Source organism: Leifsonia sp. GW821-FHT13C09, assembly GCF_058806435.1.
Genome location: NZ_JBXAPS010000003.1, coordinates 210,089 through 234,781, shown reverse-complemented (window position 1 = coordinate 234,781; position 24,693 = coordinate 210,089). Strand labels below are relative to the sequence as shown.

General features: G+C 72.8%; 19 protein-coding genes and 1 riboswitch. Of the genes, 11 read left to right on the top strand and 8 right to left on the bottom strand.

Annotated features, from left to right (window positions below):
• Positions 1-10: 10 nt before the first annotated feature.
• Positions 11-3,310 carry an ATP-binding protein gene (locus tag AC1ROW_RS12530; protein WP_493019235.1) on the bottom strand — a complete coding sequence of 1,100 codons (3,300 nt, stop codon included), beginning with the start codon at positions 3,308-3,310 and terminating at the stop codon, positions 11-13.
• Positions 3,311-3,367: 57 nt separating this feature from the next.
• Here AC1ROW_RS12530 and AC1ROW_RS12525 point away from each other — a divergent pair, with 57 nt between their 5' ends.
• The 3 genes from AC1ROW_RS12525 to AC1ROW_RS12515 all read left to right on the top strand — a co-directional run bounded on the left by AC1ROW_RS12525 (position 3,368) and on the right by AC1ROW_RS12515 (position 4,860).
• Positions 3,368-3,949, top strand: a complete 582-nt coding sequence (locus tag AC1ROW_RS12525; protein WP_493019234.1) for a class I SAM-dependent methyltransferase — start codon at positions 3,368-3,370, stop codon at positions 3,947-3,949.
• 168 nt (positions 3,950-4,117) lie between these two features.
• A complete protein-coding gene (locus tag AC1ROW_RS12520) occupies positions 4,118-4,351 on the top strand; it encodes a FitA-like ribbon-helix-helix domain-containing protein (protein WP_493019233.1) in 234 nt (77 codons plus the stop codon).
• Complete coding sequence (locus tag AC1ROW_RS12515) at positions 4,348-4,860, top strand: type II toxin-antitoxin system VapC family toxin (RefSeq protein WP_493019232.1); 513 nt, start codon at positions 4,348-4,350, stop codon at positions 4,858-4,860. The genes AC1ROW_RS12520 and AC1ROW_RS12515 overlap by 4 nt, the downstream gene beginning before the upstream one ends.
• Before the next feature lie 84 nt (positions 4,861-4,944).
• On the opposite strand, the gene AC1ROW_RS12510 is transcribed toward AC1ROW_RS12515, so the two are convergent.
• Positions 4,945-5,445: a CoA-binding protein gene (locus tag AC1ROW_RS12510; protein WP_493019458.1), complete on the bottom strand. Its 501-nt coding sequence runs from the start codon at positions 5,443-5,445 to the stop codon at positions 4,945-4,947.
• Positions 5,446-5,576: 131 nt separating this feature from the next.
• Positions 5,577-6,875 carry an O-acetylhomoserine aminocarboxypropyltransferase/cysteine synthase family protein gene (locus tag AC1ROW_RS12505; protein WP_493019231.1) on the bottom strand — a complete coding sequence of 433 codons (1,299 nt, stop codon included), beginning with the start codon at positions 6,873-6,875 and terminating at the stop codon, positions 5,577-5,579.
• Between the two features lie 131 nt (positions 6,876-7,006).
• Positions 7,007-7,072: riboswitch (guanidine-III (ykkC-III) riboswitch) on the top strand.
• Between the two features lie 8 nt (positions 7,073-7,080).
• Here AC1ROW_RS12505 and AC1ROW_RS12500 point away from each other — a divergent pair.
• Complete coding sequence (locus AC1ROW_RS12500; protein ID WP_493019230.1) at positions 7,081-7,395, top strand: DMT family transporter; 315 nt, start codon at positions 7,081-7,083, stop codon at positions 7,393-7,395.
• 86 nt (positions 7,396-7,481) lie between these two features.
• On the opposite strand, the gene AC1ROW_RS12495 is transcribed toward AC1ROW_RS12500, so the two are convergent.
• From AC1ROW_RS12495 to AC1ROW_RS12485, 3 genes are all read right to left on the bottom strand, one after another.
• A complete protein-coding gene (locus AC1ROW_RS12495) occupies positions 7,482-8,519 on the bottom strand; it encodes a YeiH family protein (protein WP_493019229.1) in 1,038 nt (345 codons plus the stop codon).
• 124 nt (positions 8,520-8,643) lie between these two features.
• Positions 8,644-10,233, bottom strand: coding sequence for a S53 family peptidase (locus tag AC1ROW_RS12490; protein ID WP_493019228.1), 1,590 nt, complete (start codon positions 10,231-10,233; stop codon positions 8,644-8,646).
• Between the two features lie 69 nt (positions 10,234-10,302).
• The gene (locus AC1ROW_RS12485; protein WP_493019227.1) at positions 10,303-11,943 is read right to left on the bottom strand and encodes a dolichyl-phosphate-mannose--protein mannosyltransferase; all 1,641 of its coding nucleotides are present in this window, start codon (positions 11,941-11,943) and stop codon (positions 10,303-10,305) included.
• A gap of 25 nt (positions 11,944-11,968) precedes the next feature.
• Between AC1ROW_RS12485 and rsmI the strand changes: the two genes are divergently transcribed.
• The 5 genes from rsmI to AC1ROW_RS12460 are packed head-to-tail and all read left to right on the top strand — an operon-like array spanning position 11,969 to position 17,176.
• Complete coding sequence (gene rsmI / locus AC1ROW_RS12480) at positions 11,969-12,787, top strand: 16S rRNA (cytidine(1402)-2'-O)-methyltransferase (protein WP_493019226.1); 819 nt, start codon at positions 11,969-11,971, stop codon at positions 12,785-12,787.
• Positions 12,788-12,828: 41 nt separating this feature from the next.
• Positions 12,829-14,418 (top strand): methionine--tRNA ligase, encoded by a 1,590-nt coding sequence (gene metG, locus AC1ROW_RS12475; RefSeq protein ID WP_493019225.1) that lies wholly within the window; start codon positions 12,829-12,831, stop codon positions 14,416-14,418.
• Complete coding sequence (locus tag AC1ROW_RS12470; RefSeq protein WP_493019224.1) at positions 14,415-15,344, top strand: TatD family hydrolase; 930 nt, start codon at positions 14,415-14,417, stop codon at positions 15,342-15,344. The genes metG and AC1ROW_RS12470 overlap by 4 nt, the downstream gene beginning before the upstream one ends.
• Complete coding sequence (rsmA, locus tag AC1ROW_RS12465) at positions 15,341-16,186, top strand: 16S rRNA (adenine(1518)-N(6)/adenine(1519)-N(6))-dimethyltransferase RsmA (protein WP_493019223.1); 846 nt, start codon at positions 15,341-15,343, stop codon at positions 16,184-16,186. The genes AC1ROW_RS12470 and rsmA overlap by 4 nt, the downstream gene beginning before the upstream one ends.
• A 45-nt stretch (positions 16,187-16,231) precedes the next feature.
• Positions 16,232-17,176, top strand: a complete 945-nt coding sequence (locus AC1ROW_RS12460; RefSeq protein ID WP_493019222.1) for a 4-(cytidine 5'-diphospho)-2-C-methyl-D-erythritol kinase — start codon at positions 16,232-16,234, stop codon at positions 17,174-17,176.
• A gap of 289 nt (positions 17,177-17,465) precedes the next feature.
• Here AC1ROW_RS12460 and AC1ROW_RS12455 read toward each other — a convergent pair whose 3' ends face one another.
• Positions 17,466-20,330 carry a helix-turn-helix transcriptional regulator gene (locus tag AC1ROW_RS12455; RefSeq protein WP_493019221.1) on the bottom strand — a complete coding sequence of 955 codons (2,865 nt, stop codon included), beginning with the start codon at positions 20,328-20,330 and terminating at the stop codon, positions 17,466-17,468.
• Positions 20,331-20,482: 152 nt separating this feature from the next.
• Between AC1ROW_RS12455 and AC1ROW_RS12450 the strand changes: the two genes are divergently transcribed.
• The gene (locus AC1ROW_RS12450) at positions 20,483-22,273 is read left to right on the top strand and encodes an ABC-F family ATP-binding cassette domain-containing protein (RefSeq protein ID WP_493019220.1); all 1,791 of its coding nucleotides are present in this window, start codon (positions 20,483-20,485) and stop codon (positions 22,271-22,273) included.
• A 166-nt stretch (positions 22,274-22,439) separates the two neighbouring features.
• On the opposite strand, the gene AC1ROW_RS12445 is transcribed toward AC1ROW_RS12450, so the two are convergent.
• Entirely contained in the window at positions 22,440-23,009 is a 570-nt protein-coding gene (locus AC1ROW_RS12445) for a GNAT family N-acetyltransferase (protein ID WP_493019219.1), read from the bottom strand.
• Between the two features lie 56 nt (positions 23,010-23,065).
• Between AC1ROW_RS12445 and AC1ROW_RS12440 the strand changes: the two genes are divergently transcribed.
• Positions 23,066-24,691, top strand: a complete 1,626-nt coding sequence (locus AC1ROW_RS12440) for an acyl-CoA dehydrogenase family protein (protein ID WP_493019218.1) — start codon at positions 23,066-23,068, stop codon at positions 24,689-24,691.
• Positions 24,692-24,693 lie beyond the last annotated feature (2 nt).

Sequence of the window (24,693 nt, the reverse complement as noted above, 5' to 3'; positions counted from 1 at the left end):
CGACGGCCCGTCAGACCCGCACAGCCCCCAGCACCTCGAGCCCCCGCACCGCCGCGTCGTCCCGCCCCATCGTCCCCGCAGCCGCCTGCGCAGCCGCCAGCCGTTCGTCGCCCCACGTCCGCCGCACCCGCTCCGCGAGCGCCGGCCGGTGGAGGCTTTCGATGTCCTGGCGCGAGTTCGCCCGCTCGGCCAGCGCGAACAGCTCCAGCCCTGCGTCGACCCAGGCGTCCCCGCGGGCCGTGCCGACCTCCGCGTCGAGCATCCAGATCGCGAAGCCGAGGAGGCCGGTGCCGATCACCGGCTTGTCGAGGTACGGCGGGCTCAGCCGGGCGCTCACCAGCACCCGCGTCCGAAGCCGGCGGGCTGCCTCCGCGGTCTGCTCGCGGCTGAGCGGATCGCCGGCCGGGCCGTCCGCCGAGGTCTCCGCCTCCTGCGCGCGGAGCCGTGCGGCGACGAGCGCGGCGCCGAGGATCGTCAGCCACGGGTTGGCGATCGCGTCGCGCTCGGCGGCGGTGTCGTCCGTGTAGACGCCGATCGCCTGGTCGTACAGGCGGATGCCGCGCGCGTAGTCGCCGTCCGCCAGCGCGATCTCCGCCAGCCCGGCGTAGCCGATCCCGTAATAGTCGACGTAGTCGAAACCGGTGCGGTCGACCTCTTCGTGCAGGTAATTCTCCAGCAGGGCGCGTCCCCGGTCCACGTCGCCGGCCGAGATCGAGTTGACTGCGATCAGCCAGTCCAGCTGGCGGAGGTCGCCCGCCGCGCGCAGCGTCGCGAGCCCGTCGTGTGCGCTCGCCGCCCAGGCGAGCGCCTCATGCGGGTGCGCGAGCTGGCTGTGGAGCTGGGCGAGGGTCTGCGCGGCCGACGCCCGCGACCAGGTGTCCTGCGCCTCGATCGCCTTCTCGTGCGCCCGGGTCGCGCTCGCGAGCGCGTCGTCCAGCTCGCCCGCGTTCTCCTGGAGCTGCGCGGTGAGGAGGCCGCCCATCGCGGCGAGCTCGGGGTCGGCGGAACGGCTGAACTCGGCGAGAAGTCGCATCCCGCGCTCGACATGGCCGGCGGAAAGGACGAGGCTGGCGATCGCGCCGAGCCGCGGGTCGGCGAACGAAGCCTCACGGCGGAGCCGGCGCAGCCGGGAGATCGCGCGGACGGCGGTGCGCAGTCCGGCGTAGAGGAAGGTGCCGCCGATCAGCGCGTAGCAGGCGGCCGCGGTCTCCCGGTCATCGCCCTCCGGGTCCCAGCCGGCCAGCGCGTCGAGCACGGCCGTCCCGAAGCCGAGTACCTCGGTGTGGGCGCTGCGCAGCGACCAGTAATACGACAGCACCGCGAAGACCGCGGCTGTCGTCGCGGGCCGGTCCCCGTCGAGTGCCGAGCGCAGCACCGCGACCAGGTTGTCCTGCTCTGCGGTCACGCGCGCGAACGTGGGCACCTGCTCCGGGCCGTGCATGTGTGCCATCGCCTCGCGCGCGAACGCGACCGCCCAGGCGTCCACCCCGGCCTCGACCTCGTCGGCCTCCCCGGCAGCGGTCAGCTCCAGGTCGCCGAATTCCCGGACCGTCTCCAGCATGCGGTAGCGCAGGATCCCGGTGTCCGGGTCCTCCGAGACCGTCACGAGCGACTGGGCGACGAGCGCGTCGAGGTCGTCCAGCACCGACGCCGCGCCGGCTCCCGCCACCGCCTCCGCGGCCTCCGCGCTGAAGCCGTCGGGGAACGCCGAGAGCCGGCGCATCAGGGCCTGCTCCGACGCCGCCAGCAGGTTCCAGCTCCAGTCGATCACCGCGAACAGCGTGCGGTGGCGTTCCGGCGCGGTGCGCTCACCGCCGGTCAGCAGCGCGAACCGGTTGCCGAGGCGCCGCTCGATCTCCTCGACGGAGAGCGATCGGGTGCGGGCGGCGGCGAGCTCGATGGCGAGTGGGAGGCCGTCGAGCCGCGCACACAGCCGGGCGACGGCCTCCGGCGGCAGCACGACGCCCGGGCGCGCGGCCCTGGCGCGCTCGGCGAAGAGCTCGACGGCCGGCCCGTCGTCGTCGGAGGGCAGCGGCCCGAGCGCGTAGACGCGTTCGGCGCCGATCGCGAGCGGCGCCCGGCTCGTGGCCAGCACTCGCACCGTCGGGGCGGCCGAGAGGATGTCCTCGATGTAGGCCGCGGCCGCGTCGATGATGTGCTCGCAGTTGTCGACGATCAGCAGCGTCTCGCGCTCGGAGAGCAGGCCGAGGATGCGCGAGCGCAGGTCGAGTTGGGCTCCCGGCTCGGGCAGGCGCGCGGTCCGGGGCTCGCGGATGCCGAGGGTCGTGGCGAAGGCCAGCTCGACGTCCGCGCCGGTGCGCACGCCGGCGAGCTCGACGAGGACGACGGCGGGCGTGTGGATGGCGCGGTGTCCGATCTCGTGCGCGAGCCGGGTCTTGCCGAGGCCGCCGGCGCCGAGGATCGTCGTCAGGCGGGACGTCGCGACCAGGTCTTCCACGGCCTCCAGGTCGTACTCGCGGCCGACCAGGGCGTTCGGCGCCGCGCGCAGTCCGATCCGGACCCGGCGCGGCGAGGCGTGCTCGCGGTCGTCGTCATGCTCGTCCTCCTCGGCGAGCAGGCGGGCGTTCAGGGCGACCAGTTCGGGGCCCGGACGCGTGCCGAGCCGTTCGCGCAGGGCTTCCGCGAGCTCCGCGAACGCGAGTAGCGCGTCGCTGCGGCGCCCGGCGTCGGCGAGCGTGCGGATCCGCTCGGCGTGCAGGGACTCGTCCAGCGGGCGCAGGCGCAGCAACTCGTGCAGGTCGGCGAGCGCCGTCGTGGGGTCGCCGCTCTCGCGGGCGGCGCGGGCGCGGGCGACGAGCAGCTCGGTGCGCAACTCGGCGGCGGTGCGCGCCAGCTCCTCGCCGAGGCGGGAGCCGGCGAGGTCCAGCCCAGGCTCGCCACGCCAGAGCGCGAGGCCCGAGTTCGCCTCGCGGAGCGCGTCGCCGGCGGCTTCGCCGGCGAGGGCGCGGCGCGCCAGGCCGAGGTGGTGCGCGGCGAGGTCGAGGTCGGTGCCGTGTGCGCCGACGGCCAGCGCGTAGCCGCTCGGCGTGGACTCCAGGATGCCGTCGGCGCTGGACGTGCGCACGCGTGAGACCAGCGTCTGCAGGGCCGCGCGCTCCTGGCGCGGGGGAGCGTCGTCCCAGAGGTCGTCGACGAGCGCCGGCACCGAGCGGCCGCCGCGGGCGAGCGCCAGCGCGACGATGAGGCTCTTGCCGCGCGTGCCGGACGGCTCGGCGAGCGCGCCGGTGCGGTCCTCGACGAGCACCGGGCCGAGCACGGCGACACGGGGACGGGAGGGCGCGGATTCCACTCGCCGATTTTAGCCGGGACCGGGCGTTCCGCGTCGCCTCGCGCGTAGGCTCATGGCATGGCGTTCGACTGGTCGCACTTCTACGAGAAGCAGGGCGGACGCGGTGTCCGGCCGACGTTCGAGTCGGCGCTCGCGGCGTGGGACGGGCCGGCCGGCGCGGCTGTCGACCTCGGCTGCGGGGACGGGGTCGAGACGCGCGACCTCGCCGAGCGCGGCTGGCAGGTGCTCGCCGTGGACTCCGACCCCGCGGTGGACGAGCGGGTGCGCGCCGGGCTCGACCCGGAGGCCTCAGGACGCGTGTCGACGCGGTGCGCCACCTTCGAGTCGCTCGGTGAGCTGCCGCGCGCCGACTTCGTCTACGCCGGGTTCGCGCTGCCGTTCTGCGATCCGACGCGGTTCCCCTACCTGTGGGCGGACATCCGGGACGCGATCGAGCCGGGCGGGCTGTTCGCCGGGGAGCTGTTCGGGCCGCACGACGAGTGGTTCGGGCGGCCGGGGATGAACTTCCACGACCGCGCGGGAGTGGAGGCCATGCTCACCGGGCTCGAGGTTCTGCGGCTGGTCGAGGACGACCGGCGGGGGATGTCGTTCGAGGGGCCGAAGCACTGGCACGTGTTCCACATCGTGGCGCGGGCGTGAGCGCCGAAGCGCGCCCGGAACTCCTCCACAGTCGCTGACGCCCGGCGAGTCCTCCACAGATCTCGTCAGAGCCGGATCCGCGCGCCTGAGGCCGCCGAGGATGGACACATCGCATCCACCTAGAGAAGGAGACCTGCACAATGCCACCATTGCTGCTAAACTGCATGCATGCCCATTTCAATCACGATCCGTTCCGTTCCGGACGAGGTGCGCGACGAGCTCGCAGCGCGTGCGGCGCGATCGGGCCGATCACTTCAGGAGTACCTCGTGCATGAACTCACCCGTCTCGCCGGCAAGCGCACGGTCGACGACGTCCTCGACAGCATCCGGCGCCGCGCTGAGCACTTCCCGCCCCTCGACCGGGAGGCCGTGTCCGACATGATCGCCCGGAGCCGCGAATGAGCGCGCTGGCGGCCGCGGTGCGGCGCACGGAGGTCCACGCCGCGCATCCGTCCGAGGAGTCCGCCGGTCCTTTTGCGCCGGGCGTCGGTCTGCCCCAGACGGTGATCGTCGACACCTGCGCGGTCATCGACCTCCTCGTCGACCCGGGAGAGAACGGCCGGGCCGTGGCCGAGCGTCTGCGCGGCCGCGACCTGGCCGCTCCGGATCTGATGTTCGCCGAGGCGGCCAACGTGCTCCGCAAGCTACGGCTGCGCGGAAAGCTGACGGACGCCGAGGCATCGATGGCCTACGCCGAGCTCCTGGAGCTCCCGATCGAGCCCTGGCCGTTCGAGACGGTCGAGCAGCGCGTGTGGGACCTGCGGGGCAGCCTCAGTGGTTTCGACGCGGCGTTCGTCGCACTCTCGGAACTGCTCACGGCTCCGCTCGTGACGACCGACGAACGGCTCACGCGCGCGATGGAGTCGCTGCCCGCGATGAAGGGAAGGGGGCTGAAGGCGGTCGAGAAGTAGGTCAGGCGGGAGCGGGTCAGCGCGAGTGGATCAGTGCGCGCAGGTCAGCGCGAGCGGGTCAGTGCGAGCGTGTCCGAGAGTAGGTCAGCGCAGCGTCTTGCGGGCGGTGATCTGGCCGGTGTCGAAGCCGAGCAGGTGGAGTCCGCCGTGGAAGCGGGCGTGCTCGATCTTGATACAGCGGTCCATCACGATCGTGAGGCCCAGGGACTCGCCGTACTCGGCGGCCTCCTGGTTCCAGATGCCTAGCTGGACCCAGACGGTCGGGGCGCCGACGGCGACGGCTTCGTCGATCACGCTGGGGACGTCGCTCGCGCGGCGGAACACGTCCACGATGTCCGGCACCTCGGGAAGGGAGGCAAGATCGGGGTAGGCCTTCTGGCCCAGGATGGTGTCGGCGTTCGGGTTGACGAAGTACACGCGGAAGTCGCTCGACTGCTGCAGGTACGTCCCGACGAAGTAGCTGGAGCGGGCCGGGTTCGCGGAGGCGCCGACGATCGCGACCGACTTCGCCGCACGAAGGATGCGGAGACGCTCCTTGGCGTCCGGTCCGGTCCAGGTGCGCTGCGACTTCAGGAGCTTGGCCAGGGGCGAGTCGGCGGGGAGCGAGCAGCTGAGGCCGTTGACGAGCTGGACCTGCGTCGTGGTGGAGTCGCCGGTCGCGGCGGTGGAGTCGTCCGTGGTCGTCAGGGTCGTGGTAGTGGTCGCGTTCGCCGTCGTCATGCTGCCGCCTCCTTCACCGCCGCGCTGAGCGCCTGGTCCAGATCGTAGATGATGTCGTCGACATCCTCGATGCCGACGCTGATACGCACGACGCCGGGGAGCACACCGGCGTCGAGGAGCTGCTGCTCGGTGAGCTGCGCGTGCGTCGTCGAAGCAGGGTGGATGACGAGCGTCTTCGCGTCGCCGATGTTCGCGAGGTGACTGGCCAGGTTCAGCGACTCGATCAGGCGCTGGCCGACCTCGCGGCCGCCCTTCACGACGAACGAGAACACGCTGCCCGGTCCCTTCGGGAGGTACTTCTGCGCGCGGTCGTGGTGCGGGTGCTCCGGCAGACCTGCCCAGAACACCTTCTCGATGCGGGGGTCCTCGTCGAGCCACTCTGCGACGGCGCGCGCGTTGTCGACATGCGCCTGGATGCGGTAGGGCAGTGTCTCGACGCCCTGCGCCAGCAGGAACGCGGAGTGCGGGGCGAGCGAGGGGCCGATGTCGCGGAGCTGCTCGGCGCGGAGACGGGTGAGGAAGGCGTACTCGCCGAAGTTGCCGGACCACTGCAGTCCGCCGTAGGACGGCACCGGCTGGCCGAACAGCGGGAACTTCTCGGTGTGCCAGTCGAAACGGCCGCTCTCCACCACGACGCCGCCGAGGGTCGTGCCGTGGCCGCCGAGGAACTTGGTCGCCGAGTGGATGACGATATCGGCGCCCCACTCGATCGGGCGGTTGAGGTAGGGCGTGGCGATGGTCGAGTCGATGATCAGCGGGACGCCGGCGGCGTGCGCGACCTCCGCCAGGCCCTCGATGTCGGCGATCTCGCCGGACGGGTTGGCGATCGTCTCGGCGAACACCAGCTTGGTGCGGTCGGTGATCGCGGCCGCGTAGTCGGCGGGGTCGGAGCTCTGCACGAAGGTCGTGTCCACCCCGAAGCGGCGCAACGTCACATCGAGCTGCGTGATCGAGCCGCCGTAGAGGTTCGCGGACGCGACGATGTGGTCGCCGGCGCCGGCCAGCGACGCGAAGGTGATGTACTGGGCGCTCAGCCCGCTCGCCGTCGCCACGGCGCCGATGCCGCCTTCGAGGCTGGCGACGCGCTCCTCGAACGAGGCGACCGTCGGGTTCTCCAGCCGCGAGTAGATGTTGCCGTACTTCTGCAGGGCGAAGCGGGCCGCGGCGTCCGCGGTGTCGTCGAACACGAACGCGCTGGTCTGGTAGATCGGCAGGGCGCGCGCTCCGGTCACGGGGTCGGGGATGTTGCCCGCGTGGATCGCACGCGTCCGGAAGCCATATTCGCGATCAGCCATGCGGCCACGCTACCCGAGGCCCCGGAAGGCCGTCGGGCGGGGACCGTAACACGCGGTCATCGTTCCCGGCGGAGCGGTAGCGTCAGGGCGGCCGGTGCACCGGGCCTGCTCAGGCTTCCTCGCTAGCCTGGGAACGATCGCAGAACCGCGATCCCGGACGACGGTTCAGTACCCGGCACGCGACAAGACTGGCCAAGGAGTCATCGTGTCGTGGATCGTCCTCATCCTCTCCGGCGTGCTCGAAGCCGTCTGGGCGACGGCCCTCGGAAAGTCCGCCGGATTCACCCGGCTCTGGCCGTCCCTCGTGTTCGTGGCCGGTCTCGTCGCGTCCATGGGCGGCCTCGCGTACGCGATGCGCGAGATCCCCACCGGCACGGCGTACGCGGTCTGGGTCGGCATCGGCGCAGCTCTCACCGTGCTCTACGCGATGGCCTTCGGCGGCGACGGCTTCTCGATCGTGAAGCTCCTGCTCATCCTCGGCCTGGTGGGTTGCGTCATCGGGCTGAAGGTCGCGCACTAGCCGGATCGGGGCGTCGGCCGGTGCCGGCGCAGTCGCGCGGGATCGCGCTCGTGCGTGCGCCGGGGTGCGTCTGGCGCCGCTCCCGCTCAGGCGGCCGACACCCAGACCGCGCCGAGCGCGAGCGCGGCGATCAGGGCCCAGGAGAGCAACCCGGTGGCGAGCGCGCGCCAGCCCGTTCCGACGAGGGTGCGCAGCCGGACGGCGGTACCGAGGCCGAAGAGCGCCATCGCGAGCAGGATCGTTTGCAGCGTGTCGGCGCCGGCGGTCACGCCGACCGGCAGCGGGACGAACGAGCGGATCAGCACGGCGGCGATGAAGCCAGCGACGAACAGCGGGACGATCGGCGGGCGCTTCACGCTGGGGTCGCCCTCCACCCGGCGGCGGCGCTCGACGACCGCCGCGATCGCGACAGTCGGGGCGAGCATCAGGACGCGGGTGAGCTTGACGACGATCGCCACGGAGAGCGCGGCCGGACCGGCGATCTGCGCGGTCGCGACCACCTGGCCGACGTCGTGGACGCCGCCGCCGACCCAGTGGCCGAACTGCACGGCGGAGAGGCCGAGCGGATGCCAGAACAGCGGCAAGACGAAGATCGCGAGCGTCCCGCACAGCGTCACCAGCGCGACCGGGGTAGCGGCCTCCTCGTCCTTCGGTTTCACCACGCCGCTCATCGCGCCGATCGCGGACGCGCCGCAGATCGAGAAGCCGGTCGCGATCAGCAGCGGCTGGTGGCCCGGGAGGCGGAACAGCCGGCCGATCAAGAAGGTCCCGCCGAAGCTGAATACCACGATCCCGATCGTCGTCAGGATGGCGACCCAGCCGAGCCCGCCGATGTCGCCGAGGCTGAGCTTGAGGCCCAGGAGCACGACGCCGATCCGCATCAGCCGCTTCGCGCTCACGGTGAGGCCGGGAGCGAGCACGCCGCCGAGGGCGCCGCGCGCCGCCGGGAGCTGTCCGACCACGATGCCGAGCACGACCGCCGCGGTGAGCAGCGGCACCGCCGGCGCCAGCCAGTGGATGCCCCAGGCCGCCGCGGCGGCGAGGCCGGCGACGGCGACGCCCGGCAGCCAGGCGAAGGAGGAGCGGCCGGCTGAGGGGGTGGGCCCAGGGGCGGGTGAGGTCACCTCCCCATTCTTGCGTCAACGCAACCCGCCTCCCGACACGGGCCGGCCCGCTCCGCCGTCGCACGCGGGCCGTGCCCGGCGGGCGTCACTGTCGTCGCGGCCCGCTCAGCGCGGCCCGCCGCCCTCAGAGCACCGACTGCAACCGGGCCCCGTCCGGCACGCCCAGCCCCGTGCACGCGTCCCATCCCGACCGGGCCTTATACACGCCGTTGTTCCCCGACGTGATGTCCCGGAACCCGGCGGCCACCTGCCCCGCCCGGATGGAGTCGTACAGTTTCGGCTGCACCAGTCCGAAGCGCGACCCGGCGGACTGCGCCAGCCGCGCGATCAGCGCCGCCCACAGCGGAGCCACCGCGCTGGTGCCGCCGATGACCAGGTCCTTGCCATCCACGCGCACCTGGTAACCGGTCTGCGGGTCTGCCACGGCCGACACGTCGGGGACGCCGCGGCCGCCGGGGCCGTTGGCGGCGCCTCCCGCGTCGGTCCCGCCAGGCCCTGCGGGGACTCCCACGTTCCGCTGCCAGGTCGGGAGGGCGAAGGCGTCGCTGACGCCGCCGCCGGTCGCGCCGTTGCCCGCGCCGTTGTTCCAGACGGTCTCGGACTGGACGGCGCCGGTCGACGGGTTCGCCTCCAAGCGCGTGCCGCCGCAGGCGAGGGCGTGCGGGGAGGAGGCCGGGAAGTCGACGTGGGCCTTGCCGTCGCCGACCCGGTCGTTGCTGCCGTCGTCGCCGGCCGCCACGGTCGTGGTCACGCCGAGGGCGGCCGCGTCCTGGAGCGCCTGGTCGAAGGCGTTGCGCGCCTGCGCGGTCCACTGGTCCTCGGACTGGCCCCAGCTGATGCTGATCGCCGCCGGGGTGGGCGTGGCGTGCGCGGCGGTGCTGACGGCGTCCAGGAATCCGGCGTCGGTGTTGGGTGCGAAGTACACGAGCAGCGCTGCGCCGGGGGCGAGCGCTCCTGCAACCTCGATGTCGAGCATGACCTCCCCGTCGGCCCCGTTCGGGTCCTGGCCGGGGACGTTCGCGGCCCCGTCCACGCCGACGGCGGTCACCGACGGCGACGGGACGCCGAGCCCGGCGAAGTAGGTGTCGAGGTCGGACTGCACGTAGCCGCCGCCGAGCTCGATGATGGCGATCGTCTGGCCGCTGCCGTCCGTTCCGGCCGGGAAGTCGTAGACCTTCCCGAGCTGGGGCGGGGTGTAACTGGTGCTCACCGTCGCAGCCGGGGTGACCCGGAACTGGGCGCGCGCCTGGGGGCGGTCGTCGAGGCCGAGCACCGCGGTCACGACGCCGTCGAGTTCGGCCGGGATGCTCAGGCCGCCGGAGCGCTGGCGGAAGCTCGGCGCGTCCTCCCCGGCGTCGGCCGGCCGGGCCTCGGCCAGGTCGGTTCCGAACACGCGGGCGAGGACCGAGACCGGGCCGGACACGCGCACGCGGCGTTCGGCGGCGTTCTCCTCGTCGATGGTCACGCCGAGGCGTTTGAGGGTCGACGTCACGAGTCGGAGGTCGTCGGGCGAGGCGCCGTAGCGATCCCCGAGCTCCTGCGTGGTCAGGTGCGACGTGAAGGCGTCATCGGGGAGGGGAGCCCGGCGGCGCAGGATCAGCGTCGCCTGGACGGGCGTGTCGGGAGGGAGGGCTCCGCGGGTCTGGAATCCGGCGCGTTCGGGGCGTTCGCTTCCGGGGAGGGGGACGAGGTTCAGCGGCTCTTCGGCATCCATACTCACCGGTCTACCACCCGGGGCCGACAGCGGTAGGGGCCGATTTCCGTCGAGAACGAACGGGGGGCGTCAGACCCAGCTCGGCAGCCACATGTGGATCTGCCAGAACCAGAACGGGACCTGCTGGGCGGTCCAGATCGGCCAGAAGAACGCCGAGACCACGGTCGCGAGCCCGAGGAACACCGCCGTCCAGGCGATTCCCTGACGCCGTCGCCGCTCCGGGTCGGTGCGCTTGCCGAGCACCAGTGCGATGACCGCCGTGAGCGCGAGGATCAGGTACGGCTCGAACGCGATCGCGTAGAACTGGAAGATCGTGCGGTTGATGTAGAGCAGCCAGGGCAGATAGCCCGCGGCGAGGCCGGTGAGGATGAGGCCGACCTGCCACTCGCGGTAGCGGGCGAGCCGGTAGACCAGGTAGAACACCGCTGCGGACGCCGCCCACCAGATGATCGGATTGCCGAGCGACGTGATCGCTGCCGAGCAGCCTCCCGGAGCCGTGCAGCCGCCCTGGCCGTACGCGTTGCCCGTGTAGTACATGCTCGTCGGCCGGATCATGAACAGCCAGGTCAGTGGGTTGGCCTGGTACGGATGCGGCACGTGCAGGTTGATGCTGTAGTTGTACATCTCCGTCTGGTAGTGCCAGAGGTTCTGGAACCATAGCGGCACCCAGGACAGGGCGCCCGTCCACTGCGCGTGCACCGACTGCGCCCAGTTGCGGTAGTAGCCGCCGCTGGTCACCAGCCAGCCCGTCCAGGTGGCGATGTAGGAGAGGAACGCGATCGGGACCATCAGCACGAAGGTCGCCGGCGCCTGCTTGAGGACGGCGCCGCTGATGTAGAAGGCGACACCCTCCCGCCGCCGCGCGACGAGGTCCACCACCACGGTGTAGACGGCGAAGAAGGCGAGGAAGTAGAAGCCGCTCCACTTCACTCCCGCGCACAGCCCGGTGAGGACGCCCGCGGCGATCAGCCACGGCCGCCACCAGAGCACCGGGCCCCACGAGGGGTCGCGCCCCGCCCTGCGGGCGCTGAGGAGCTTCGCCGCGAGGCGGTCCGCATGCCACCGCCGGTCGAGCAGGACGCAGCCGAAGGCGAGCAGCGCGAAGAACATGACGATGTTGTCGAGCAGCGCGACGCGGCTCATCACGATGGCGTGCCCGTCGATCGCGAAGAGGAATCCCGCGATGGTCGCGATGATCGTCGACGAGAACAGCGCCCGCGCGATCAGGAAGACGACGAGCACGGCCAGGATGCCCACGACCGCGGTCGACAGGCGCCAGCCGAACGAGTTGCCCGCGCCGGTCGCTGCCATCCCGAGCGCGATGATCCACTTGCCGAGGGGAGGGTGCGCGACGAAGGACGGGGAGGAATCGAAGATGTTCGTGTTCCCGGCCGCGAACGACTGGTCGGCCTTGTCGGGCCAGCTCCCCTCGTAGCCGAGGTGGAAGAGGCTCCAGGAGTCCTTGACGTAGAAGGTCTCGTCGAAGACGAGCACGTGCGGCGAGCCGAGATACCACAGCCGCAGCACCGCGGCGAGCACCGTGACCCCGATCGGCGCACCCCAGTACCAGAGCTTCAGCCGCAACGGCGTGCGCAGCACGCGCGCCCACCAGTCGTCCAGCCGGCTGCCGGTGCGCGGCGGCGCAGCGTGCGCGGCCGGGTGGGCGCCTGCGGCTGCGGCGTCGGCCGCGAGGGGCGAGGGGGAGGTCACCAGGACATCCTGACAGACTGGACCTATGATCATCCTCGCCGCGACGCCGATCGGAAACCTGGGCGACGCCTCCGCCCGCCTGGTCGAGCTGCTCGCCTCGGCGACCGTCGTCGCCGCCGAGGACACCCGCGTCACGCAGCGCCTCCTCGCCGGCCTCGGTGTCGAGAACCGCCCGCGCCTGATCGCCCTGCACGAGCACAACGAGCGCGACCGCGCCGCCGAGCTGGTGGAGCTCGCCCGCGACCAGGACGTGGTGGTGCTCTCCGACGCCGGGATGCCGACCGTCTCCGACCCGGGCTTCCCGCTGGTGGAGGCCGCCGCGGCGGCCGGCGTCGGAGTCACGGTGGTGCCCGGCCCGAGCGCGGTGCTGTCGGCGCTCGCCGTGTCCGGCCTCCCGACCGACCGGTTCACGTTCGAGGGTTTCCTGCCGCGCAAGCACGGTGAGCGAACGTCGGCGCTGCGGGCGCTGTCGGCCGAGCAGCGCACGATGGTGTTCTTCGAGTCGCCCAACCGGCTCGCGGCCTCCCTCGCCGATCTGGCATCGGTGTTCGGGGCGGACCGGCGGGCCGTGGTGTGCCGCGAGCTGACGAAGCTGCACGAGGAGACCCGTCGCGGGACGCTGCAGGAGCTGGCCGAGTGGGCGGCAGAGGGCGTCCGCGGCGAGATCGTCGTGGTGGTCGCCGGGGCGCCGGCGCGGGAGGCCGACCCGGCCACCGCGCTGGAGCAGGTCCTCGCGCTCGTCGGCGACGGCGCGCGGCTGAAGGACGCGGCGGCGGAGGTCGCGGAGGCGACGGGGCTGTCGCGGCGGGAGCTGTACCAGGCGGCGCTGGAGGCCCGGCGGTAACACGCCCGCCCACCCCCGTGCGCGCCCGTAGGATAGTCACCATGTCCGACGGCTCCGCGTTCTACATCACCACGCCGATCTTCTACGTCAACGACGTCCCGCACATCGGGCACGCCTACACGGAGGTCGCCGCGGATGTCCTCGCGCGCTGGCACCGTCAGGCCGGCGACGACACCTGGCTGCTGACCGGGACCGACGAGCACGGTCAGAAGATCCTGCGCACCGCGACCGCCAACGGCACCACCCCGAAGGAGTGGGCCGACCGGCTGGTGACGAACGAGTGGCTGCCGCTGCTGAAGACCGTCGACATCGCCAACGACGACTTCATCCGCACCACCGACGCGCGGCACGAGGAGAACGTGCAGAAGTTCCTGCAGAAGCTGTACGACGACGGCTTCATCTACGCGGGCGAGTACGAGGCGCTGTACTGCGTCGGCTGCGAGGAGTTCAAGCCGCAGAGCGAGATCGTCGACGGCACCGGGGAGTACGAGGGGCAGAAGGTCTGCGCCATCCACTCCAAGCCGCTGGAGCTGCTGCAGGAGAAGAACTACTTCTTCCGGATGAGCGATTTCGCCGACCGGCTGCTCGCGCTCTACGAGGAGCGGCCGGAGTTCGTGCAGCCGGAGTCGGCGCGCAACGAGGTCGTCTCCTTCGTGCGCCAGGGGCTGAGCGACCTCTCCATCTCGCGGTCCAGCTTCGACTGGGGCATCAAGGTGCCGTGGGACGAGTCGCACGTCGTGTACGTGTGGTTCGACGCGCTGCTCAACTACGTGACCGCGGTCGGCTACGGCCAGGACGAGGAGACGTTCCAGCGCCGCTGGCCGGCGACGCACCTGGTCGGCAAGGACATCCTGCGCTTCCACGCCGTCATCTGGCCGGCGATGCTGATGGCCGCGGGACTCGAGGTGCCGCACCGGGTCTTCGGGCACGGCTGGCTGCTGGTCGGCGGCGAGAAGATGTCCAAGTCCAAGCTGACCGGCATCGCGCCGACGCAGATCACCGACACCTTCGGCTCCGATGCGTTCCGCTACTACTTCCTGCGCGCCATCAACTTCGGCCAGGACGGCTCGTTCAGCTGGGAGGACCTCGCGGCGCGCTACCAGGCCGAGCTCGCGAACGGCTTCGGCAACCTGGCGTCGCGCGTGATCGCGATGGTCACCCGCTACTTCGAGGGCGTCGTGCCGCCGGCGGGCGCGTGCGAGGAGGCCGACCGCCACGTGCAGCAGGTCGTCGCGAAGGCCACGGCCGACGCCGACGCCGCGATGAGCGCGTTCGCGATCCACGACGCGCTCGCCGCGGTGTGGACGATCGTGGACGAGCTCAACGGCTACATCACGATCCAGGAGCCGTGGTCGCTGGCGAAGGACGACGCCAAGCGCGAGCGCCTGCAGACGGTGCTCTACACCGCGGCCGAGGGACTGCGCGCGCTCGCCGTGCTGCTGTCGCCGGTCATCCCGAAGGCGACGGCGAAGCTGTGGACGGCGCTCGGCGTGACCGCGGAGCTCGGCCCGCTGGACGCGCAGCCGCTGCGCACCGCGGGCGACTGGGGTCAGCTGCCTGCCGGCACCGAGGTGAACGGGCTCGAGGCGCTGTTCCCGCGCATCGAGGCGGACGTGGTGCAGGGGGCATGACCGACCCCGCGTTCATCCGGCAGCGACACGTCACCGACGGTCGCGACCTCGCGTACCCGCCGCTGCCGGAAGCGCTCGTCGTGCCCGTCTACGACAACCACACCCATCTGGAGATCGCCGACGGCCACGAACCGCTCGACTACCGCGAGCAGCTCGACCGGGCCTCCAGCGTGGGCGTGCGCGGCGTCGTCCAGGTCGGAAACGACGTCGAGACCTCGCGCTGGTCGGCGGAGACCGCGGCGGTCGAGCCGCGCATGCTGGCCGCGGTCGCCCTGCACCCCAACGACGCTCCCGACTACGCCGAGCGCGGCGAGCTGGACGACGCCCTCGCGGTCATCGCGGAACTGGCCGGGCGGCCGCGGGTGCGGGCCGTCGGCGAGACCGGGCTCGACTTCTTCCGCACCGAGGCCGGCCCGCGCCGCGACGCGCAGTTCGCGTCCTTCGAGGCGCACATCGAGATCGCGAAGCAGAACGGCATTGCCCTGCAGATCCACGACCGGGACGCGCACGCCGCCGTCGTCGCGACGCTGAAACGCGTCGGCGCGCCGGAGCGCACCGTCTTCCACTGCTTCTCCGGCGACGTGGAGCTGGCCGAGATCTGCGCCGATAACGGCTGGTACCTGTCCTTCGCGGGCAACGTCACCTTCAAGAACGCGCCGAACCTGCGCGCCGCGCTGCGGGCCGCGCCGCGTCACCTGATCATGGTCGAGACCGACGCGCCATTCCTCACACCAGCGCCGTTCCGCGGCCGGCCGAACGCGCCGTACCTGATCCCGCACACGCTGCGGGCGATGGCCGAGTACCTGGAGACCGACGCCTCCACTCTCGCCGCACAGATCAACTCCAACACCGAGCTCGTCTACGGCCGGTGGGACAGCGAGCCGGTCGGGCCGCCGCCGTCGGGCCCGATCGGGACCATCGCGTGAGCGAGCTGCGCCTGCTCGGGCCGGCCGAGATCCGCGACCTCGCGGAACTCCTCGACGTCACCCCGACCAAGAAGCTCGGCCAGAACTTCGTGATCGACGCGAACACCGTCCGCCGCATCGTCCGGGTCGCGGAGGTGGGGGCGGGTGACATCGTGGTGGAAGTCGGACCCGGCCTCGGCTCACTCACCCTGGGGCTCCTGGAGGCGAAGGCGCGCGTCGTCGCTGTGGAGATCGACGGCCGGCTCGCCGCACAGCTCCCGGTCACGGTCGAACAGCTCGCGCCCGCCGCTGCCGGCCGGCTGACCGTCGTCCACCAGGACGCGCTCACGGTGACGGAGTTGCCCGAGCAGCCCGCGCGCCTGGTCGCCAACCTCCCGTACAACGTCTCGGTGCCGGTGCTGCTGCACTTCCTGGAGACCTTCCCGACCCTCCGCTCCGGCGTGGTGATGGTGCAGGCGGAGGTCGGCCACCGCATCGCCGCCGGTCCCGGCTCCAAGGTCTACGGCGCGCCCAGCGTGAAGGCCGCCTGGTACGGCGACTGGCGCACAGCCGGCAACGTCAGCCGGCAGATCTTCTGGCCGGTCCCCAACGTGGATTCGGTGCTCGTCGCCTTCGACCGCCGCGCCGAGCCGCGGGGCGACGAGGACCTCCGCCGCCGCACGTTCAAGCTGGTCGACGCGGCCTTCCAGCAGCGCAGGAAGACACTCCGGCAGTCGCTCTCCGTCGTCTTCGGTGACCCCACCTCCGCCGCCACCGCGCTCGAAGCGGCCGGAATCAGCCCGTCGCTGCGGGGCGAGCAGCTCCAGCTCGACGACTTCGTGAGACTCGCCGCCTCCGCCTGATCCGCGTGGTCCTCGCAGCGGCCCCGCGGTGTGTAGGTTTGAGGCATGGTCGAGGCTGGTACGGGGTGGGACGTGGATGCCGTGCACGTGCGGGCGCCGGGCAAGATCAACGTGTTCATGCGCGTCGGAGCCGTCCGCGACGACGGATACCACGACGTCGCGACCGCCTACCAGGCCGTCTCGCTCTACGAGGACGTGCGCGCGTACCGGGCCGATGACTTCTCGGTCAGCTTCTCAGGCACCGTCGACACGAGCGGTCTCGCGACCGACGGCACGAACCTGGCCATCAAGGCCGCCAAGCTGCTGGCGAAGAAGACCGGCTACACGGGCGGCGTCCGGCTGGAGATCGAGAAGCACGTCCCGATCGCGGGAGGCATGGGCGGAGGCTCGGCCGACGCCGCCGCGACCCTGGTCGCCTGCGACGCGCTCTGGGGCACCGAGCTCGGCCGTGAGGAGCTGCTGGCGCTCGCCGCCCGGCTCGGCGCGGACGTCCCGTTCGCGCTGATCGGCGGCACGGCGATCGGCACCGGCCGCGGCGACCGGCTCAGTCCGGCGCTGGCGACCGGGCAGTTCCAATGGGTGCTGGCGCTGCCGGAGGGCGAGCTCAGCACCCCCGCGGTGTACAGCGAACTCGACCGGCACCGGCAGCGGCACATCGGCGAGATCGCGCCCGCCGAGCGCAGCCCGACCGTCGACGCGGAGATCCTGCAGGCGCTGCGCGCGGGCGACCCGGCGATGCTGGCCGAAGCGCTCACCAACGACCTGCAGGCGCCGGCCATCCACCTGGCGCCGAGCATCGCGGAAGTGCTGGAGCTCGGCGAGCTGAACGGCGCGCTTGCGGGCATCGTGTCGGGCTCGGGTCCGACCGTGGCGTTCCTGGTGGCGGACCTCGACAACGCGCTCGACCTGCAGATCGCGCTGAGCGCCTCCCGGATCCGCGCCGTGCGGGCGACGGGTCCGGTGCACGGGGCCCGCGTCATCGGCGACTGAGAACGCACGGGCGCCGGCCGCGCGGGCGCCTGGCCGCCGAGTACCCCCGGGAGCCGGGCCGTGTCGGGCCACATCCCGGCGCTCCAGGTGTACTCGGCGCTGGTGAGGCGCGCAGGCGCGCGTTCGCCGCGGCGCCTGAGCCCGAGGATGCCCGATCCGCATCGCACGTCGGGTTGAGACGATCCGTCAGTTCTGAGTCGTATCCGTGCGGGTGCGGGTCGGGCATCCCGGGTGAGAACAACGTTAGCGAGCAGGCCGCGTGTCCTCATAGTGGGGGACCGGAAAACCGTCAACTCTTGACGGGTCGGTCGTTCCTGGCGGCCCGGCGGCGGGGAAGGGCGAGCGTGCGCAGCTCGCGGCGGGAACGCATCCCGAGCTTGGCGAGGATGTTGCGCACGTGGAAGTTCACGGTCGTGACGGAGACGTACAGCCGCTCCGCGATCTCCTTGTTGGTCATGCCCGCAGCGAGCGCGTGGGCGACCTGGCGCTCGCGCGTCGTGAGCGACGCCAGCGGGTCGGCGCCGGCAGCGGCCTCGCGGTCGCCGTCGGCCGGGCCGCTCTCGGCGGAGCGCACCGCGTCGAGGTGCTGGGCGGCCCGCGCGAGGTAGCTGCTGGCGCCCAGGCGGCGGAACGTCGCGGCGGCGGATTCGAGGAGAGCCGCGGCCTCGCGGGAGTCCGCGTCGCCGTCCGCAGCGAGGAGCCGGCCGGCGTCGAGCGACGCGACCGCGTCGGGAAGGGCGAAGCGGGACTCCTGCGCGGCCTCCCGGTACGCCGTCGCCGCCTCGGCGATCCGGCCCTCGGCCTCCAGCACCCGGCCCTCCAGCCAGCGCAGCGAGCCGTAGTAGGGCCGCCAGAGCCCGGGTGCGGCGCAGCGCTCGTAGGCGGCACGCGCCTCGGCCGCGCGACCGAGCGTCGCGAGCGCGTCGACGCGGTAGGTGAGCCAGCCGAGGGTGGAGGCCCGGGTCGCCGCGGCCTCGGCGTCGAGGGTCGCCTGGAGCTGCTCCTGGGGCCGGCCGAGCGCGCGGGCGAGCTCCGCGCGGGCGAGGAACGGCAGGTCGCCGTCGTAGGAGCCGGTGAACCGCGGGTCGGCGCGCGCGGCGGAGCGCAGCCGTTCGCCCACCGAGTCGGCTTCGCCGCGCCCGGCGCGCACCAGCGCGGAGGTCCAGAGCGCGATCGGCCAGCAGGAGAGGTCGGTCTCGTCCAGGGCGAGCGCCACGGCGGTGTCGGCCAGGGTGACGGACTCTTCCCACTCCCCGACGAGGAAAAGGATGTGCGCGTAGATCGTGCGCACGAAGCCGGCGGTCCAGCTCGCCGGGAACCGGCGCACGAGCGCGTTCGCGCGGGCCAGGTCGGCCCGGGCGCGGTCGACGTCGCCGCCGAGGATGAACACCCGGGAGCGGGCGACGAGCGCGTCCACCGCTGCGGGCGACTCGTGGCGCGCCAGCAGCGCGTCCAGCTCGGCCGTGAGCGGTGCGAACAGGTCGGGACGGCGCGCGTGCGCGGCCGAGTTGAGCGCCCAGCCGAGCAGCCGGACCAGGTGCTCGTCGGGCTCCGCGAGCCAGCGCAGCGCCGGGTCGGCGACCTCCTCCGGGCGCGGGCACTCCGCGATGTGCGCGCGCCCGGTCTCCAGGTGGTCGAGGACGCCCGCGAAGTCGCCCATCGCCATCAACACCTTCGGGATCGCCTCGGCGACGTGGGTGCGGATCGCCCGCTCGTCCGGGGTGCTCGCCGGGGCGGCCTCCAGCTTCAGCGCCAGTTCCAGGGCGCCCGGCACGTCCCGGGAGAGGGTGCGCAGCTCCAGCAGCACCGCGTCGCGCGCGGGCGACGGCGCCAGGTCCTCGATCGCAGGGCGCAACTCCAGGATCTGCTCGTGCAGCCGGAACCGCATCGCCAACAGCCCGAGCTCGATCAGCGCTCGCTCCAGCTCTCCGTCGGTGGCCAGGTGCGTCGCCGAGCGCGCGTAGCTCATCGCCTGCTCGGCGTGCCCCTGGTCGGCGGCGGCCAGCGCGGCGGTGAGCAGCTCGTCCACCAGCAGCGGGTCGGCGGTGTCGGCGGCCTCCACCCGGTGGCGGAGGGCACGGTGGCCGTCGAGCACCTCCGCGGCGACCCGGTGGATGGCGACCCGGCGCTCCACGCTCAGCTCGGCGGCGAGCGTGTCGGCGAGCAGCGCGTGCGCCGGCTCCACCCAGAGCACGCCGTCGCGGGCGCGGCCGAGGACGAGCCCGCGCGTGACCGCGCCGGGCAGATCGAGCCGCGCGTCGAGGCGGGCGGCGATGCTGCCGACGACCGGGGCGGGCAGCGGGTCGCGCAGCACCGCGACGAACTCGGCGGCGGTCCGCACGGACGGGTCCGCGCCCTCCAGCGCCGCCGAGACGGCGGACGCGAGCGGCATGATCGCGGTGTCCGGAAGATCCCAGCCGGCCGGATGCAGCGCCTGCTCGAACGTGTCGCGGAGCCGGCCGAGCAGCACGCTCAGCAGCAGCGGGGAGCCCTGGGTGGCCTCCGTGAGGCGGGTCGCCGTGCGGCGGGAGATGGGGTGGCCGAGAAGGTGCTCGGCGAGCGCCTGCGTGTCGGAGACGGTGAGCGGGGTCAGATCGATGCGGGCGTGGTTGACGGAGGTCGCCGCGAGGTCGTCGAACAGGGCGGTCACGCTGTTCGGCTGCGGGCGCGAGGCCGCTGTGAACAGGAAGCCGCGGTCGGACAGCCGCCGCACCACGAACCGCAGCGCCCGCGCCGAGGGCTCGTCGACCCACTGCGCGTCGTCGACGATGAGGCACACCGGCCCGGTCAGGCGGTCGATCGAGTCGAGGAGGAGCCTTCCCACGGTGAGGGCGTCGTCCTCCGGCGCGGGGGGCCGGATGGCCTCGCCGGCTCCGCCGCTCGGGCCGCGCAGCGCGGTCAGTCCGCGCACCAGGGTCTCGACGGTGGCGTAGGCGAGGTCGGACTCGAACGAGTCGGCGCTCACCCGCAGCACGGTCCAGTCGTCCAACCGGTCGGCGATGTCGGCCAGCAGGGAGGTCTTGCCCAGCCCGGCCTCGCCGGTGACGAGCACGGCGCCGCCGCGGTCGACCGCACGGTGGGCGACCAGGAGGATGGTCTCCCTGGCCCGGTCGCGTCCGAAGAGTGGGCGCACGGTCGCCAGCTCGTCGGTCACGGTCAGCCCCCATCGACCGCGCGGGTCGGGAACGCGCGATCCGGTGCGTCGATCATCCCACACCGGGCCGTACGGTCGGTTTCCCCCAAGGAGGGGGAGCGGAGCCGGCGCGCAGGGCGTCGCGTGCTCGCGACGGTAGGCTGGAGGACCGTATGGCTCATCTCCTCGGCGCCGAGTCGCTGCACCTCGAATACCCGACACGGGTCGTCTTCGACTCGGTGACGCTGGGCGTCTCCGAGGGCGACCGCATCGGTGTCGTCGGCCGCAACGGCGACGGCAAGTCCACCCTCCTCTCGCTGCTCGCCGGGCGCCTCGAACCCGACTCCGGGCGGGTCACCCGGCGCCGCGACGTGACGGTCGGGATGCTCGATCAGCGCGACGAGCTGCCCGACGCGCTGACGGTCGGTCGCGCCATCGTCGGCGACCGCGACGAGCACACCTGGGCGGGCGACCCGAAGGTGCGGGACGTGCTGGCCGGGCTCGTCTCCGACGTTCCCTGGGACGCGACGATCGGCGAGCTCTCGGGAGGCCAGCGCCGCCGCGTGGCGCTCGCCGCCCTCCTCGTGCACGATCACGACGTCCTCTTCCTGGACGAGCCGACCAACCACCTCGACATCGAGGGCGTCGCCTGGCTGGCCGCGCACCTGCAGCGGCGCTGGCCGGCCGCCTCGGGCGCGCTCGTCGTCGTGACGCACGACCGCTGGTTCCTGGACGAGGTGTCGACCGCGACCTGGGAGGTCCACGACGGCATCGTGGAGCCGTTCGAGGGCGGCTACGCGGCGTACATCCTGCAGCGCGTCGAGCGCGACCGGATGGCGGCGGTCGCGGAGACCAAGCGGCAGAACCTGATGCGCAAGGAGCTGGCCTGGCTGCGCCGTGGGGCGCCGGCGCGCACCTCCAAGCCGAAGTTCCGGATGGACGCGGCGGCGACGCTGATCGCCGACGAGCCGGCGCCGCGCGACGCCGTGGAGCTGACGAAACTCGCCACCGCGCGCCTGGGCAAGGACGTGGTCGACCTCATCGACGTCACGGTCGAGTTCCCGCCCAAGACCGTGCTGCGCGACGTGGAGTGGCGGATCGCCCCGGGCGAGCGCACCGGCATCCTCGGGATCAATGGCGCGGGCAAGTCCACGCTGCTCGGCCTCGTCGCCGGGACCGTCGAGCCGACCGCCGGCCGGGTCAAGCGCGGCAAGACGGTGAAGATCGCGACGCTCACCCAGCAGCTGGACGAGCTGGAGGCTGTGCGCGACCTCCGGGTGAGCGCGGTCGTCGCCGACAAGCGCACGACCTACCTGGCGGGCGGCAAGGAGGTCTCGCCCGGCCAGATGCTGGAGCGCCTCGGCTTCACCAACGCGCAGCTGTCCACGCCGGTGAAAGACCTCTCCGGCGGGCAGAAGCGGCGCCTCCAGCTGCTGCTGATCCTGCTGGACGAGCCGAACGTTCTCATCCTGGACGAGCCGACCAACGACCTCGACACCGACATGCTCGCCGCGATGGAGGACCTCCTCGACGGCTGGCCGGGCACCCTGCTGGTGGTCTCGCACGACCGGTACCTGGTCGAGCGGGTGACCGACCAGCAGTACGCGGTGCTGGACGGGGCGTTCCGGCACCTGCCCGGCGGGGTGGACGAGTACCTGCGGCTGCGGCGGGAGCGGAGCGCGGCCCCGCCTCCGTCTGTTCCTTCGGCCCCCACCTCGGTCGCTTCGACCCCGGCCCTGTCCGGCGCGGCCCTGCGCGCGGCCGAGAAGGAGCTCGCCTCCATCGACCGCCGCCTCACCAAGCTGGCCGCCCAGGTCGCCGAGCACCACGAGTCGATCGCCCGCCACGATCAGAGCGACTACGTCGGCCTCGGCCGCCTCACCGAGGAGCTGCGCACCCTGGAGGGCGAGATCGCCGATCAGGAGACCCGCTGGCTGGAGCTGAGCGAGCAGCTCGAGGGCTGACCCGAGTCGGCAACGGAGGACATCCACTCCGACACGCCGCACCACGTCGGCCAACGGAGGACATCCCGGCCCACCGGGCCCCGATCTCCTCCGTTGCCCACGGCGCCTCGGTCCCACCTGTCGCGAACGGAGGAGATCCGGGGCTGGGACAAGTGAAAGTCCTCCGTTAGCTGCGTTCCGGCGGCGTGTCGGCCCCGATCTCCTTCGTTGCCAGCGCCTCGAACAGCGACATCCGCACGTTGTAGTACGCGTCGGTCGGGCCGAGCGGGCGCATCCCGATCCGCTCGCAGACGCGCTGCGAGGCGGCGTTGTCGGGGTAGGTGACCGCGACCACCCGCGGCAGGTCCGCGAGCGCCGCCACGAGGAGGGCGCGCGCCGCCTCGGCCGCGTAGCCGTGGCCCCAGTGGTCCGGGTGGAAGTGCCAGCCGATCTCGGTGTCGCCGGATGGGCGCAGCGGCTCGGGCCCGGAGGCCGGGATCGGTTGCAGCATCACCGTGCCGACCGGGGTCCCGTCCGCGAGTTCGACGACCCGGAACACCCGCAGGTCGTCCTCCAGAGCACGCAGCCGCGCGATGCGTCGCTCGGCCTCCACCGGCTCCGTCAGGACGGCGGGGGTGCGGCCGAGGAACCGCGCAACCTCCCACCGCGAGTACAGGTCGAAGGCGAAGCCGGCGTCGTCGTCGCGCCAGGGCCGCAGGACGAGGCGGTCGGTGGTGAGGGTGGTGGGGAGGCGCACCGGTTCAGCGTAATCGGGACCGCCCCGCGCCGTCCGCCCCGGATTAGACTCGCCGCATGCCGACGCACACCGTTGTGACTCAGCACGCCGATCCCGTCCTCAACCAGGCGCCGCCCCGCGTCGACCTGGACGAGTTCGCCGCGAACCTCCCGCTGCGGGAGGCCGTCGAGCGCTACGACGCCGACTGGGCGGTCGCCGACCTCGGGGCGGTCGGGCGGCTGGTCGGCTCGGCCGGGTTCCAGGCCGACGCCGAGCGGGCGAACGTGCGGGAGCCGCAGCTGCGGGCCTTCGACCGATGGGGCGCCCGCATCGACGAGGTCGACTACGACGAGAGCTACCACCGGGTGATCCGGCAGGCGGTCGCCGCCGGAGCGCACACCTCCGCCTGGGCGGAACCGCGCGCGGGTGCGAGCGTCGCCCGCGCCGCGACCTTCCTGCTGTTCGCGCAGGTCGAGCCGGGACACGCCTGCCCGATCTCGATGTCGCACGCGGCCGTCCCGGCGCTCGCCGCCTCCCCGGAGCTCGCGGCCGAGTGGGTGCCCCGGCTGCTTTCGCGCGACTACGACGGCCGCCTCGAGGCCGGTAAATCCTCCGCGCTGTTCGGGATGGCGATGACCGAGAAACAGGGCGGTTCTGACGTGCGCGCCAACACCACCCGCGCGCTCGCCGACGGCGACGGCCGCTGGCTGCTGACCGGCCACAAGTGGTTCTGCTCGGCGCCGATGTCGGACGCGTTCCTGGTGCTCGCGCAGAGCGCGGGAGGTCTGAGCTGCTTCGTCGTGCCGCGCGTGCTGGAGGACGGCACGCGCAACGTGTTCCTGATCCAGCGGTTGAAGGACAAGCTCGGCAACCGTTCGAACGCCTCCAGCGAGGTCGAGTTCGCGGACACGGTCGGCTACCTCCTCGGCGAGGAGGGCCGCGGCGTGCGCACCATCCTGGAGATGGTGAACCGCACCCGGCTCGACTGCGTGCTCGGCAGCGCCGCGGGGATGCGGCAGGCCGTCGCGGAGGCGGCCTGGCACGTCCGGCACCGCGCGGCGTTCGGCCGCCGCCTTGTCGAGCAGCCCGCGATGACGGCGGTGCTGGCCGACCTGGCGCTGGAGTCGGAGGCGGCGACGGCGGTCGGTCTACGGCTGGCCCGCGCGCACGACGACGACGCCCCGGAGGCCGAGGTCGCGTTCCGTCGGCTGGCCACCGCGGTGAGCAAATACTGGGTCTGCAAGCGCGGTCCCGGCCACGCCTACGAGGCGATGGAGTGTTTGGGCGGGAACGGCTACACGGAGGCGTTCCCGCTGGCCCGGCGCTATCGGGAGCAGCCGGTGATGGCGATCTGGGAAGGCTCGGGCAACGTCATCGCACTGGACGTGCTGCGCGCCCTCCGCCGCGAGCCGGCGAGCGTGGCGGCGTTCGACGCGGAGCTCGCGGCGGCACGAGGCGTGCACGCGGTGTTCGACGCGCACCACGACCGCCTGCGCCGCGCGGTGGCGGAGGCGGACGAGTCGACGGCACGCACCCTGGTGGCTGCGCTCGCGGTCGCGTTGCAGGCGTCGCTGCTCATCCGGCACGCGCCGCCGGCGGTCGCCGACGCCTTCGTGGCGGCGCGGCTCGGGCCCGATCGCGGGTCGCTCTACGGGGAGCTGCCGACCGGAGTGGACACTGCGGCGATCGTCGCGCGGGCCTGAGC